A 14,073-nucleotide genomic window follows, 5' to 3' on the forward strand; every position below is an offset into this window, starting at 1 on the left:
GGGGAACAGCCAGTCCTTCGGCTTTGCCAACCGCCAATAGACCCGCAGAATCCGCAGAAGCTGCACCGACAGCATGACATAACGGTCTTTCCCGCCCTTGCCATGCTCGACCCGGATGACACCGCGTTCGCTGTCGATACTGTCGACCTTCAGGCCGACAGCCTCCGAAGCACGAAGGCCAGCGGCGTAGGCCGTGGTCAAGGCTGTGCGCGTCCTCAGGCTCGGCACCGCCTCGAGGAAGCGGACAACCTCGTCGGCGCTCAGAACCACCGGCAGCGTGCGCGGCGCGCGGGCATAGGCAATCCGCTCCGGAATCTCGGCATGCCCAAGCGTCACGCCATAGAAGAACCGCAGCGCGCATACTGTCTGGTTCAACGCCGGCCATGATATGCCGGTCGACACCAGATGCACCTGGAAGGCCCGGACGTCCTCCAGACCAAGCCGCTCCGGCGAGCGGCCGAAATACCGGGAAAACTTCGCCACCGCGTGGATGTAGGATCGCTGCGTTGCCGGCGACAGATTGCGGATCGTCATGTCCTCGATCATGCGCCGGCGCAGAGGGCTCAAATCGGCCATCGCTCATCGCCTGTTCTCAAGATTGCGCTTCAACAGCCGCAATCCTTCAAAACAGAAGCCTCAACCGCAAACCCCTGCACCAAATGCCGCGTCAGCGGCTTCGTTCAATCCCGCAGATTCAGTCAAAATCTGAACTGCTCTAGATACCCGATGTGGCGTTCCGGCTCAAGCAAAAGTTCGGGGTGCACTGGCCAGGCCGGCCGCATGAAGCGTGTCCCTTAGTGGCAGACCGTGATCGATATTCACCGCTCGGTCGAGATCCGCTTCTTCTATGTCACCGATGAATGAACGACTTCCGAGCAACGGGACATAGTGGGTTTCCTCATCCGCCCAGGCAACTGGGGCGACGGGAAGATCGATGCAGTCCGGCGTTTCCATTAAGGTGCGGGCGATCTCGAGGCCGTAGATCACGCCGAGCGCCCCGTCGAGCCACCCGGCATAGTTCTGCGATTCTGCGTGCGACCCGATCAACAGAGATCGCCGCTCTGAGCGCGGCATACCAAATACGTTGCCCACTCCATCGATATGCGCCTGGAGGCCTAAGCCCGCCCAGCGCATCTATACTCCGTCTCGGCTAGAGCCGGGTCGGATTTTTCTTTTTGGACCAAGTAAGACTAGTTCTCGTGTCAGGGATGAGGGGCGATGCGCGACTTACCTAAAAACGTTGACGCCGACTTAGTGATCGAGATCGGCCGCTACCTAGAGCAGCTCTGCTGATATAGCTGGGCGGCGTCATCGGCGCCGGGGAAGGCGACCTCCGAGGTGCGTAGGAGGATCGGCCCGCTGTGGCACGGCCTTGTACGGATCGAAGGCGCGCTGCTTGATGCCCTTCGGGAAGCAGCCGGTAGGTGGCGTTGATCGAAAGTCGTTGCCGACGGTGCCGTAGTACCACGCAGAATAATGTCGACCCTCTCCTCCGATCCTTGGCGAGTTTGAGCACCATCCTCAGATCGCCGTTGTCGAAAGGCGACACCTTGCACTGCATGAAGACGCAGTGGGCGGCAGTTGAGACGGACCCGACCTTTAGATTCGACGCGCGCGACGACCTTGGGCCCGACCCGGTTGATCATATGCATCTGGTCGGCCTGCAGTGCGCGATGCGGGCCGTGTCGTCATTGGCTGCGAATTTCGCAAAAGCCGGACAGGGGTTCCGCTAATTCCCGGACAGCGATTTCGCTAATGTCGGGACAGTTTGGCGGCGACGGTCCTCGGGTGCCTTGTTGCGTTCATGGATGATTGATTTCGCCGTTTTCGGCGCCGGTCAAGAGGGGCGCTGCCTTTTTGCTTTCGCATGCTGTCGCCATGGAGCACGATGCGGTGGGCGTTGTGCACGATCCGATCGAGAATGGCGTCGGCGACGGTGGGGTCTGCGATCAAGTCATGCCATCTGGCCACCGGGACCTGGGCGAGTGATCAGGGTGGATTTGCGGCGATAGCGTTCCTCGACGATTTCGAACAAATGGAAGCGCTGTTGGTCGGTGAGGGAGTGGGTTCCGAAGTCATCCAGGATGAGCAGTTGCGCGCGGGTGAGCTTGTCAATGAGGCGTGGGAAGCGGCCATCGAGACGAGCGAGCGCCAAATCCTCGAACAGGCGCGGCACGCGCGCATAGAGCACGGAATGATCGAGCCGTGCCGCTTGCCGGCCGAAGGCGTAGGCCAGCCACGACTTGCCGGTTCCGGTCTGGCCGGTGACGATTAGGTTCTCATGCGCCTTCAGCCATTCGCCCTGGGCGAGCGCCATGGTGCTGCGCCGGTCGAGCCCGCGCGGCGCGGCAAAGTCGATGTCCTCAATGCAGGCTTCGGGAAAGCGCAACCTGGCTGAGGCGAGCCGGTCCGGACGCGCTTGTCGGCCCGTATGGCAACCTCGCGGTCGAGCATCAGGCCGAGCCACTCATCACGGCTGAGCTCGTTGGCGTTGTTCCGTTCGGCCAGTTCGCGCCAGGCGGCAGCCATGCCGGCCAGACCGAGGGATTGCATCTGGTCGAGGGTGGGGTTCGTCAGCATTCTTTCTTCCTTTCCTTCACTGGTAATAGTTCGAGCCGCGGATGTTGGCGTGCTGGGGAGTCGGCTTTGCCGGTTCTGGGGAGCTGGCCCGGTCGAGGCCGGCTTTGAGGATGGCGGTGACGGAGGAGTAGGCGATCGCGTTGATCAGCAGCGCCCGCTCGCAGGCGGCATTGAGACGCTCCGGCCCATAGCGCGGCGCCAGCGACAGAATGCCCATGGCCGAGCGATACCCCTGTTCCGGATGCGGCCGGTCGCGCATCATGCGCTCGACCAGAATGGCGGCGTTGGGGCCGATCCCGGCCGCCCGGCTGATCAGGCTGGCCGGCGTGGTGTTGGCGTAGCGCTGGTGCGCCTTGGGCATGTGTTCGTTGACGGTGACATGGCCGGAACGCTGTGAGCGACGCACATGGGTGGCGACACGCTGGTGATCGTGGAAGATCTCGACCACTCGATGAGTAAGCCGCACCTCGACGGTGCGCCCGATCAGCCGGTGCGGCACCGAGTAGAAGGTCTTGTCGACTTCGACATGGTAGTCAGGATGCACCTTCGCCGACTTCCACTCGGCGTATTCGAACGGTGCTGCCGGCAGCGGCTTCAAGGCGGCCCGCTCGATCTCCTCGAACAGTTCGCGGCGGCTTTGGCCGACATGGCGCATCGGCCGGTTGTTCAGATCCTCGAGCAGTTCGGCGATCGCCGCGTTGAGCTCGGCGATCGAGAAGAAGGATCTATTCCTGAGCCGTGCCAGAATCCAACGCTCGACGATCAGCACCGCGCCCTCGACCTTGCCCTTGTCGCGCGGCTTCCGGCTTCGGGTCGGCAGATGGTGGTATCGTAATGCTCGGCCATGGCTGCAAAGGTCGCGTTCAGCGTCGGCTCGAACCACAGCGCCTTGACGACACCGGCCCTCAGATTGTCGCATACGATCGCTCTGGTGACACCGCCGAAGAAGGCGAGCGCTCGCACCTGGCCCTCGATCCAGTCCGGCAGCTTTTGGCTGGAGCTGGCAAAGGCGAAGGTCAGATTGGAGGCACCCAGCACCGCGACAAAAATCTGCGCCGGGTAAATGGCGCCGGTCGTCGGATCCATCACCGGCACCGTCTGCCCGGCATAGTCCGTCTGCATCACCGCGCCCGCCGCATGCCGGTTGCGGAATGTGGCGCTCGTCGGCGCTCGAAAGCGGCGAAGTGCTCGCAGAACCAAGTGTAGCCGTAGCCGTCCGGATGGGCGGCGCGATACTCCTGCCACAACAGCGTCAGCGTCACCCCCTTGCGCTTCAACTCCCTGGCGATCAGCGCAAAGTCCGGTTCGCTCAGGTCTTGCGGCGGACGACCGGCACGGCCAAACAGCAGCCGCTCAAGCGTCGCCTCGTCGGGGCCGGGCGGCAGCGGCCAGCATGCCAGCCCGGCCTCCCGCGCCCGCAGCAAATAGGTCGATACCGTCGTCTTGCTGATCTTCAGCCGTTCTGACACCTCACGCACCGAAAGACCCTGCTCATGGGTCAGGCGCAAGATCGCTTGGATATCCCTCACACTCGTTCGTCTCGCTTGCTTCCGTCTCGGCATGGCCCCTCTCAACGTCATCGTGAGAGGCCAAACTGCCAGAACGGCGCAGCCGAGAACCGACCGTTAACTCCGCTCCCGAAAACTGTCCGGGACTTAGCGGAAACGCTGTCCGCGAATTACCGAAATCACTGTCCGGGATTTAGCGAAAAGGGTGTCCGGGAATTACCGAAACACGCACATTGGCAACGGTGATCTCGACTTTGTCGGCGAAATCATCTTGTCGGACTTCCAGAAATTGGCGAAGCGCTCACCACCGTGGCGGGCATCTTGAAAGTGCCTGCGCTAACGCTCTAACAGGCTTCTCTGATTGGGGTCGGTGAGGTCAAGCGTTTCCTGTCTTTTTTCCGGACCATGTCGCCCCGCGGGTCACTCGCTTCTCTTCGCGGTCGGCGCGGAGCCGCCGCATGATGGGGTCAGGAGAGCGAGGCGTCTCAATCTGTTGAACGACCTTGGGAGACTTCGCCCAGGATCGTGCCTGCTAACGAGATCGCCTTGCCCATCGTCCCCACGGGAACGACCCAAATCACCCTCGCGGGCGAACCACTGTCTGTGTTCGTTTCTGTTCCTTGCGCTATTTCATGCCGATCCGGCGGCTTCCTTTCCAAAGCGGAATTCGGTTGCGTCGGCCCACATGCGGTGCAGGATGACGGCCAGCCTGCGGGCCACCGCCACCCGCGCCCGCGCCATGCCGCGGCGTCTGGCGATGTTCATGCCCCAGACGCGCAAGCTCGACCACTTTTTGGAACGCACAAGCAGTGAATGGGCTGCCTCGTAGAGTGCTGTGCGGGCGAGCTCGTCGCCACAGCGGCTGACCTTGCCCTGGATGTCGGTCTCACCGGATTGGTATCGCGCTGGCGTCAGCCCCAGATGCGCTCCCACCGCCCGCGAGGAGCCAAACCGCTCCGGCCGATCGATCGTGGCGCGGAAGGCGAGCGCCGTAATCGGACCAACGCCTGGCGCGCTCATCAGCCGCCGGCAGACCTCCTCCTTGCGGACGATGTCGAGAACCTTCTTGGTCAGCCGGGCGAACTCCTTGAGCATGGTGCCGAGGATCGTAAGCAGCGGCTCGACCATCGCCATCACCTCGGCACTGGCCAGTTCGCGCACGCGATCAGCAAAGGCGGTGCGCGACGGCGTACCGAGCTTGACGCCGGCCTCTCGCAGCGTGGCGCGCACGACATTCTCGATGCTGCGCATCTCGTTCAGCACCGTCCGGCGGGCAACCAGCAGCGCACGCCACAGCCGGCATTGCCGGCTCTTGACATGCACCTGCCGATACCAGCCCGTGCGCATGATCTGCGCAAGCGCGCGGGCGTTTTTGCGATCGGTCTTGTTCGGCATCGTCTTCATGGCCGCATTGGCTTGGCGCGTCTCGATGCAGATCGCAGGCAGACCTTCGGCGCACAATCCATGAAGCCAGGCCGTCAGCGAGCACGCTTCAAGCCCGATGCGCTCCAGCGGCAGATCGAGCTTCCGCAACGCATCGGACAAGGCCTGTGGTTCGCTCGCCGCTCGTGTTTCCTTCACGATCTGACTGCTCTCATCGACGACGCAAATCGCGGTCTCTTCCAAAGATACATCTAATCCAGCAAAATACTTCACGGCTGCTCCTTCCGATGTTTGTGGCGCTCCAAGGCGACCACGTTCTAACATCCATACAGGAGCAGCCGCCCGCACCTTGGCTCGGGCGAGACCCCAATCACCCCATCTGTTGAAAAACTGTTTTGTTCACGGAACGTATCGGAATCAGACCGAGGACAAACCAGATTCAAAACGGGTATGTCCGCTCCTTTTTCCACAGCCTGCTAAGTCGGATTGTCCTTGCCCTCGTTGGGCTGGATGATGAGAAAATCCGTCATGACGAATGGCAGGTCTACGTTCGGCTCTTTGAGGTTGATTGACCACGTCTCGGCCGTCCGATCCAAGAAGGTCAGCCTAAAGCTTGGGGGCAAATCACCTTTTTCATCGTCCTAGTCGACGCCAATGTCGATGCAGTCGTGAACGGTGCGACCAGGCGAAATTCCGTAATGCCAGGCGGACGTGCGTTTCGGCAAACCGCCCTTATGGCCATCGGTCGTCCTCAACAGATTGCTTTTAGCAGCCCGTCTTTCCTCTCGAGTAAAGGAAAACTCGATTGCATGTCAGTCTTTGCAGAAGGGCGGCTAAGAAGCAGGCAACTGCGCTGCTAATCGGCGCTCTTGGGGCGGTAAGTTGGCTCAAAGAACGCTCGAGGTGGAGTTACATATATGAAGGGCATTGCAAGCGCCGCATTAAAGGGCCTCAGACGGCCGGACCTGCTGCAAACGTGCGCTTATATGAATGGCGCTTGGCTCTCGAAGCAGCAAACGCTCGCTGTCGTGGATCCTGCTACCGGCGAAGAATTGGCTCAAGTAGCAGCTTGTTCAGTGTCAGATGTAGACGACGCCGTGATTTTTGCGAGAGCCGCATTTCTTCAGTGGCGCGATCTGCTCCCCTTGGAACGTGGCACATACCTGCGGAAATGGGCAGCAGGTATGCGCGAGCATGCGCAGGAGCTGGCCATCATCATGACCGCCGAGCAAGGCAAACCACTCGCCGAGGCTCGCGGCGAAATTTCGTATGCGGCTGGCTTTCTCGACTGGTTTGCAGCGGAGGGTGAGCGGGCTTATGGCGAAACCATTCCCAGCCATCTTGCCGGAAGCCGGCTTGCTGTGCAGATGCAGCCTATCGGAGTCACTGTTGCAATCACTCCGTGGAACTTCCCATCGGCCATGATAACCAGAAAGGCCGGAGCTGCGCTGGCTGCTGGCTGCACAATGATCGTTAAGCCGGCACCAGAAACGCCGTTGTCGGCACTGGCCCTTGCCCGTCTCGCCGAGGATGCTGGAATCCCGCCCGGCGTGTTTCAGGTCATCACGGGCGAAGCTCCGCCACTTGCCGAACGGCTGTTGAAGAACACCGAAGTGCGGGCGTTTTCATTTACGGGCTCCACCGAAGTCGGCCGAATCCTGCTTGAGCAATCCGCGAAGACTGTAAAGAAAGCCTCACTCGAACTTGGCGGCAATGCTCCCTTCATCCTTTTCGATGACGCGCCGATGGACGCTGCCGTCGCTGGCTGCATGGCAGCCAAATTCGCGACATCTGGCCAGGACTGTCTGGCAGCAAACAGGATCTACGTGCAGCGGGGGATCTATGACCTTTTCATCGAGGAATTCGCCAAGGCCACCGGCAAACTGAAAGTCGGGCACGGACTGGAGGAGGGGATCGACATCGGTCCGATGACGAAGGCATCTGGCGCCGAAAAATGCAGGCAGCAGATTTCCGAGGCTTTATCAGCCGGGGCTCGGATGGTGGCCGGCGCACAGGATAGCCCTCTCGGGGGGAACTTCGTGATGCCGACTGTGCTCGCCGATGTGACCGACGACATGCGGGCCGCGAGAGAAGAGACCTTTGGGCCTGTGGCTGCAATCCTGCCCTTTGACAACGAGGAGGAAGTGCTCGCACGCGCCAACAATTCGGAGATGGGCCTTGCGGCATATGTTTACACCCGAGATCTTAACCGCGCGATGCGACTCACCGACCGGCTCGAATACGGCATGGTTGCAGTAAATACCCCGAAGTTCACCGGCGCGCCCATCCCGTTCGGCGGATGGAAACAATCCGGTCTTGGCCGCGAAGGCTCAAGCCACGGTCTCGCCGAGTATCTGGAACCAAAATACACCTGCTTTGGAAATCTCGCTGCATGAGAGGATACGCTAATGACGATCAATATTAAGGAAATTAGCGAGAAGGACCGCAACTCTGTCCTGCATCCTTTCACGCAGCTCAAGGACTTTGCGACCGGCAAGCTGGGCGAGCCGACAATCGTAGAAACTGGCAAGGGCATCCGCATCCAGGACGCCCATGGCAACCAGCTGATCGACGGCTTTGCGGGGCTTTACTGTGTCAACGTCGGCTACGGCCGCACCGAAGTCGCGGAGGCGATCTCGCGCCAGGCCTATCGCCTTGCCTACTATCATTCCTACGCGGCGCATACGACTGATGAGCTTGCGATCCTCTCCGATCGCCTCGTGAAGACGGCACCTGGAAAGATGAGCAAGGTTTTCTATGGCATGTCCGGCTCGGACGCCAACGAGACCCAGGCCAAGCTCGTCTGGTACTACAACAACCTGCGCGGCAAGCCGGACAAAAAGAAGATCATCTCGCGTGAGCGCGGCTATCATGGCTGCAGCGTCGTCTCCGGCTCGATGACCGGCATGAGCTTCTACCACGACCATATGGACCTGCCGCTGCAGAAGATCGTCCATACCGGCGCGCCTCACCACTACTGGGGTGCAAACCCGGGAGAAACTGAGCGGGAGTTCTCCGCCCGCCGCGCGGCCGAGCTCGATCAGCTGATTGAACGTCTGGGTCCCGACAATGTCGGCGCCTTCATCGCTGAGCCTGTGCTCGGCACAGGCGGCATCACGCCTCCGCCACAAGGGTACTGGGAGGCTATCCAGGCCGTCCTGAGAAAGCACGACGTCCTCCTCATCGCCGACGAAGTGATCACCGGCTTTGGCCGCACCGGCTCGATGTTCGGCTCGCAGCATTATGGCATCGAACCCGACCTGATTACGGTCGCGAAGGGTCTCACCTCTGCCTACTTCCCGCTCTCCGCGGCGATCGTTGGCGAGAAGGTCTACAAGGTGATGGAAGACGGCGCTGACAGGGTTGGCTCATTCTCACATGGCTATACCTATTCGGGTCACCCGATCGGCGCCGCCGCGGCCAACGCGGTTCTCGACATCGTCGAGAAAGAAGACCTCCCTGGCAATGCACGGGACGTTGGAGCATTTTTCCAAGCGCAGCTGAAGGAAAAATTCGCCCAGTTGCCGATCGTCGGCGAAGTACGCGGAGTTGGCCTTATGGGCGCAATCGAGTTCGTGGCCGATCGGGACAGCAGGAAGCGTTTCGACCCGTCGCTGAAGGTTGGTGCGCGAATCTCAAAGGCTGCCCGCGACCGTGGTCTTATCGCTCGCGCTATGCCGCACGGGGAAATTCTGGGGTTTGCGCCGCCGCTCGTAATAACCAAGTCAGAAGTCGAAGAGCTGGTTGCAATCGCTGAAAGCGCCGTCGGTTTCGTGATGGATGAGCTCGTTCGCGACGGCCAAAGCATCTGAATGACGGGGAATGTGCAGGTGGAGATTCACTGGGCAGTGTTTAAAGTGAGTAAGAAATTGAAGGCGAAAGGGACGAGACCACAGGAAGCAATCCACAGGTGGATTAATGCAGGGATCACCACTAGATTGGTTACCCTGTCGAGATTTCGTGAAGATACTCCCAAGAGCGAATGGACTCCGTGCAAAAGACATTTTGCGGGCGCTATGGGAGGTTGGGGATGCTCATCGAGGAGTGATTGTGAGCAGTCAGTCTGCTTCGGCGCTCCGGCGGGCGGGAGGTGAGCGGTGTTAGCCTCCACCACGAATTTTCTACAGAGCGTCGATCAGAACTTCCGTCATGCGATGTCGTTCCTCGATCTTCCTGAGGGCCTTGCTGAGCGGATCATTCAATGCAACTCGACCTACACTGTGCGTTTCGGCGTCAGACTGCGCGGCCGCATGTACAGCTTTGTCGGCTGGCGCTCCGTCCACAGCGAGCACTGCGAGCCGGTCAAGGGCGGCATTCGATATGCGCCCAATGCTGACGCCGAGGAGGTCGAGGCACTTGCCGCACTGATGACGCTAAAATGCTCATTGGTTGATCTGCCCTTCGGCGGGTCTAAAGGCGCACTCAAGATCGACCCGCGCGAGTGGACGACTCAGGAGCTTGAGCGCATCACCCGCCGCTTCACCCAGGAGCTCAATAAACGCGGCTTGATTGGCCCTGGTCTCAACGTTCCGGCTCCGGACGTGGGCACGAGCGAGCGGGAGATGGCCTGGATGGTCGACGAGTTCCGCCGCGCCAATCCGACTGATGTCATCAATGCGCGCGCTTGCGTTACAGGAAAACCGCTCTCAAAAGGCGGAATTGCGGGACGCACCGAAGCGACCGGCCGAGGCGTGCAGTTCGCCATCCAAAGCTATCTCCGCGATCTACGCACACCAGGTATTGCGGGACGACGCGAACTCAAAGGAGCGTCCGTTGTCGTTCAGGGGTTTGGCAATGTCGGCTACCACGCTGCCAAGTTTCTCTCCGAGGAAGATGGCGCGCGGATCACGGTCGTTGCCGAACACGACGGATATGTAGCCAGCCCCGAAGGGTTGCCCGTTGAGGCGCTTAAGCAACATCAACTGGGCACTGGCAGCATTCTCGGCTTCGACGGTGCCGAATCTTTCGCGGGCGACTTGAGTGGTGTTGAGGAAGCTTGCGACATCCTCATCCCCGCGGCGATGGAGAACGCCATTGACATCGACAACGCCGAACGCATCAAGGCGCATCTCATCGTTGAGGCCGCCAATGGCCCGGTCACCTTTCGGGCCGATCAGATGCTGCGCTCCCGAGGCGTTACAATCCTCCCCGACCTCTATGTCAACGCTGGCGGTGTGGTGGTGAGCTATTTCGAATGGGTGAAGAATCTGACCCACATCCCGTTCGGCTTAATGGAGAGGCGGCGTCGGGAACGGCGCAACCATGCGATCGCCACAGCGCTTGAGCGGATGACCGGTAACATGTTTCCCGCCGACATGCGTGACGAATTTCTCGAAGGCGGCGCCGAGATCGATCTAGTTCGATCAGGCCTCGAGGACGTCATGCGCGGCGCTTGGGGGAACATAGCCGATCTGCTTGAAGCACAGCCGGAACTCGGCGACTACCGGACGGCAGCCTATGTCACGTCCATTCGCAGGATTGCTGCTGCCTACGAGGCCATAGGCATCTGAACTCTGGTTTCGAAACCGTATTTGACTCATATACGAGACGATGCCGGAATATGTCGTTGGAAGAGGTTCTTCCGGATGGGCAGCGAAGGCCCACGCCTTCGCGATCGCGGGTGTGACGATGGTCAGGTGCGTTGTGCCGCGCCGGCCGCGGAAGAGTTCAATCTAGACGACGCCGAACCAGCGTAGCGGCTAACAGGTCAATCTCCGGATCAGGCGGATGCCACAGAATGATTGCCACCAGGGATGCGCGAGGGTTCGTGGCTGAAGCGAGCGCGACTTCGCTTATGTCTTATGTCCTCTTGGGGCGCTCCCCGGCCGAGGCGAGTCAGGCTTATTCCCACGACAACATTTGCTTTGGGAGTCCCTGCTATTCTGACGCGCCGATAGGCTCTTCGTCGCGTTGACACGCCAAAGCTGCCCGACCCCGTCAGTCCCCCGGTAGCCGGCTATCCGACAGGCATGCCACACAGTCGCCTGGTTGGCGGTGACGGGTTTGCCGAGCGCGCGCTCAAGCTCCGGATGGCAGAGTATGTCTTGAGCTCAGTACAGGCAAAAACGATGGCTTCTGCTTGAGGAACGTCGGCCGCACTGGCGAGGTCAGCTATAGCCCCGGATTCGAGCTGGCCTATTTCTTCCTCCAGTCCCAGGCTGCGGCTTGACAGCGGCTCCAGCCCGGCTTCTGTGAGGTAGCCCTCAAACAGCGCGGTGACTTCCGAAGGATAAGGGCACCGAGCGCGAGCTTGCGCACGCCTAAAGCGCGGCACGCAGCGACAAGGGCGCTGGAGGTTGACGTCGCGGGTGCGTGTCGATAGCAAATTAAGTTGTCCGGTTTAGGTAGCACACGAGTTGTCCGCTGCTTCTGCTTTTGTTCTCGCGACCGCCGAGCGGATTCGAGCGGCTTTTTGCCTGTCCACTTCCATTCCATTGTGATCGTAACGGCCCAGACACCGTGGCCCGTGGAAGATGGCATAGGCGCCATCATGATAGCGGCGCACCTTGACATTGGGCTTGACGAAATGGGGCCGCAGCGGGCTCTCGGGGATTTGCAGCTTCAGCCGATTGAACGAGACGCAATTGTCATTGCCGACCAGGCGCTCCTCCTGAATGCACAGGATCTCATCCAGATCGACGCCGGGGATGGCGACAAAGGCTGAGCCTTCTTGTTCGGGCTTGATGGCGAAGCGCTTGTTGTGGGCCGGAATATAAACGTCGTGCAGAAAGGCGTTGGCCTCGGCCATGGCGGTGATCCCGGCCAACGCCAACTCTTTCGTCAAGCGGTCTTGCAAGGTGTGGAAAACCCGCTCCGAACGACCCCGTGCCTGTGCTTCGCGCGCTCGTCGACCACGGCCGTTGACCAAGCCGCACAACTCCTGCGGCCGATCAAGCCTGCCGCAGTCGCTTACGCATGCACCTCGGTTAGCTTTGCGAGAGGGCATGCAGGTGACCGCTCGATCATAGACCGGATCTCCCGGGGAGCCAACGCACCGGCGACGTCAATGTCGGTAGCACACGATATGTCCGGTTTAGGTAGCACACGATCTGTCCGGTAGGTCTCGACCTTGTTTTGCGGGGTCTGGATGCGCCGGTCGGAAGCCAATCAACGTGTGCGAATGATCAAGTTTCGAGACGTTTTGAGCCTCTGGAGTTCAATCAGATGGAGGCTGCGCAGTTGCTAGGTTTGAGCGAGCGGACCTTCCGGCGTTGGTGCTGCAGGTATGAAGAGGCTGGGGAGGCGGGCTTATTGGACCGCCGTCTCGGCAAGGCGTCGGGCAAGCGGGTTCCGCTGGACCGGGAGTTTGAGGTCGAGACGCTCTACCGGACGCGTTACGGCGGGTTCACGGCCAAGCATTTTCACGAGCATCTGGTGAAGGACCATCAATTCAACTGGAGTTAAAGCTGGACGAAGGCGTTCCTGCACTCGAAAGGCCTGTTGGCCAAGGCATCCAGGCGTGGGGCGCATATTGCGGCTTATTCGCCTGCTCCAGGCCAAGGTGAGCCAACGCACGACCGACCTGCGTCAGGTTTGTGCGGGCGACCTTTCCACCAGCCTGCGGCGTATGGAAATAATGGCTGCCTCGATCGGTATAGAGGCTCAACGCCAGGCCATGGCCGCCAAACACCTCCTCCAAAGCCCGAACGTCGAAGCCGTCCCTTCTTCCTCGGTCAGAAAGCCCGAATAGATCGTGTTCGTCGCATCGTCCATCGTCACGATCAGGTCGAGCGCCGGTTGGCCAGCGAGCCAGATGTGGCGCGAGCCATCTTGATGCAGCATCATCCCCGGCAAGGGCCGGCGCGGCCGCTTGCGCCGGTGCGTCTGCCAGTTGCACACAAAAGCAGACCACGTGCTGTTGTGGAATTCAGGAACGGGTCCTGGTCTGTCCGCGCGAGGTGAACCGAGCGCGAGCGAGGAGATGATAACTGGATTCTGTCCTCCATAGGCCCGTTATTGACCGGCTGGCAAAAGTCGGTTGGTGCGGAGGCCTCGCAAGCTTGTATGCAGCCGGTGCGTGAGTCGCGCGGGCCACCGCTGCTGCGACCGCATCGAGAAAGCTCTTGCGGTCTTTGTCTGCGACTTGAGATAGGCAAAACGATTCAACAAACGCGCCCGCTCACTCACCCTTGGGTGGCAGCGGCCTGGGACTACTGCTAGGATGAAGGCCCTCTCGAACTATGTTAGGCGCATGTGACACTGGAGAGACCGATAGCGACAAGGTTGAGAACGCCGAGAAGCCTTACGTCCTGAGAAGGGGCGGCGGCCATGATTGCCGATTCGAGCAGCACGACGCTGCGCCCACGTCCGGAATATCAACCACAGCGTTGCGCGCGGCTTTAAGGCCTCGATCAGAAGTTTCAGCTTTGAAACCGGAGGTAGTGCGCCGCGCCGCCAGTATGCGGCGAGGCTGAGAGTCGTGTTTCCACATCCTTGTTAGAGGGTGGCTCGCGCAGCGAGCCGATTGAGAACATGCGCTCGTCTGCCGATCACGGCAAGCTTCAGCAGCCCCGCACCCTCCGTTCGAGCCGGCACCGCGTATAACTACCTCGCCTCGAGCACAGTACTGAGGAACTGTCGGGTCCGCTCGTTCTGCGGATTG

At 60.5% G+C, this 14,073-nt stretch carries 9 protein-coding genes and 2 pseudogenes; 4 read left to right on the forward strand and 7 right to left on the reverse strand.

Annotation, left to right across the window (positions count from 1 at the left end; genetic code table 11):
- The 5 genes and pseudogenes from NKH95_RS32710 to NKH95_RS32730 all read right to left on the reverse strand — a co-directional run.
- Positions 1 to 576: tyrosine-type recombinase/integrase (locus NKH95_RS32710; protein ID WP_352894498.1), on the reverse strand; the 576-nt coding region annotated here is incomplete at its 3' end.
- Between the two features lie 165 nt (positions 577 to 741).
- Complete coding sequence (locus tag NKH95_RS32715) at positions 742 to 1,134, reverse strand: M28 family peptidase (RefSeq protein WP_352894499.1); 393 nt, start codon at positions 1,132 to 1,134, stop codon at positions 742 to 744.
- A 618-nt stretch (positions 1,135 to 1,752) separates the two neighbouring features.
- Positions 1,753 to 2,580 (reverse strand): annotated as a pseudogene (gene istB / locus NKH95_RS32720) (IS21-like element helper ATPase IstB).
- A 16-nt stretch (positions 2,581 to 2,596) separates the two neighbouring features.
- Positions 2,597 to 4,142: pseudogene (istA, locus tag NKH95_RS32725) on the reverse strand (IS21 family transposase).
- 576 nt (positions 4,143 to 4,718) lie between these two features.
- Entirely contained in the window at positions 4,719 to 5,744 is a 1,026-nt protein-coding gene (locus tag NKH95_RS32730) for an IS110 family RNA-guided transposase (protein ID WP_352894501.1), read from the reverse strand.
- Between the two features lie 644 nt (positions 5,745 to 6,388).
- Here NKH95_RS32730 and NKH95_RS32735 point away from each other — a divergent pair.
- The 3 genes from NKH95_RS32735 (at position 6,389) to NKH95_RS32745 (ending at position 10,981) form a co-directional block, all read left to right on the forward strand.
- Positions 6,389 to 7,867 (forward strand): NAD-dependent succinate-semialdehyde dehydrogenase, encoded by a 1,479-nt coding sequence (locus NKH95_RS32735; protein ID WP_352894502.1) that lies wholly within the window; start codon positions 6,389 to 6,391, stop codon positions 7,865 to 7,867.
- A gap of 12 nt (positions 7,868 to 7,879) precedes the next feature.
- Positions 7,880 to 9,283, forward strand: a complete 1,404-nt coding sequence (locus tag NKH95_RS32740) for an aspartate aminotransferase family protein (protein ID WP_352894503.1) — start codon at positions 7,880 to 7,882, stop codon at positions 9,281 to 9,283.
- Positions 9,284 to 9,625: 342 nt separating this feature from the next.
- Complete coding sequence (locus NKH95_RS32745) at positions 9,626 to 10,981, forward strand: Glu/Leu/Phe/Val family dehydrogenase (protein WP_352894511.1); 1,356 nt, start codon at positions 9,626 to 9,628, stop codon at positions 10,979 to 10,981.
- 830 nt (positions 10,982 to 11,811) lie between these two features.
- Here NKH95_RS32745 and NKH95_RS32750 read toward each other — a convergent pair.
- Positions 11,812 to 12,339: a hypothetical protein gene (locus NKH95_RS32750; RefSeq protein ID WP_352894505.1), complete on the reverse strand. Its 528-nt coding sequence runs from the start codon at positions 12,337 to 12,339 to the stop codon at positions 11,812 to 11,814.
- Between the two features lie 296 nt (positions 12,340 to 12,635).
- On the opposite strand from NKH95_RS32750, the gene NKH95_RS32755 reads away from it, so the two are divergent.
- A complete protein-coding gene (locus NKH95_RS32755; RefSeq protein WP_352894507.1) occupies positions 12,636 to 12,875 on the forward strand; it encodes a helix-turn-helix domain-containing protein in 240 nt (79 codons plus the stop codon).
- A gap of 198 nt (positions 12,876 to 13,073) precedes the next feature.
- On the opposite strand, the gene NKH95_RS32760 is transcribed toward NKH95_RS32755, so the two are convergent.
- A complete protein-coding gene (locus tag NKH95_RS32760) occupies positions 13,074 to 13,256 on the reverse strand; it encodes a hypothetical protein (protein ID WP_352894509.1) in 183 nt (60 codons plus the stop codon).
- Positions 13,257 to 14,073: the final 817 nt, after the last annotated feature.

It is taken from the genome of Mesorhizobium sp. M0848 (genome assembly GCF_040319805.1).
In the GTDB taxonomy this organism is placed as follows: domain Bacteria; phylum Pseudomonadota; class Alphaproteobacteria; order Rhizobiales; family Rhizobiaceae; genus Mesorhizobium.

Excerpts from the sequence above, each read along its gene's own strand:
- NKH95_RS32745 (WP_352894511.1), top strand. The coding sequence starts at position 9,626 with ATGTCGTTCCTCGATCTTCCTGAGGGCCTTGCTGAGCGGATCATTCAA.
- NKH95_RS32740 (WP_352894503.1), top strand. The coding sequence starts at position 7,880 with ATGACGATCAATATTAAGGAAATTAGCGAGAAGGACCGCAACTCTGTC.
- NKH95_RS32755 (WP_352894507.1), top strand. The coding sequence starts at position 12,636 with ATGGAGGCTGCGCAGTTGCTAGGTTTGAGCGAGCGGACCTTCCGGCGT.
- NKH95_RS32715 (WP_352894499.1), bottom strand. The coding sequence starts at position 1,134 with ATGCGCTGGGCGGGCTTAGGCCTCCAGGCGCATATCGATGGAGTGGGC.
- NKH95_RS32760 (WP_352894509.1), bottom strand. The coding sequence starts at position 13,256 with ATGATGCTGCATCAAGATGGCTCGCGCCACATCTGGCTCGCTGGCCAA.
- NKH95_RS32735 (WP_352894502.1), top strand. The coding sequence starts at position 6,389 with ATGAAGGGCATTGCAAGCGCCGCATTAAAGGGCCTCAGACGGCCGGAC.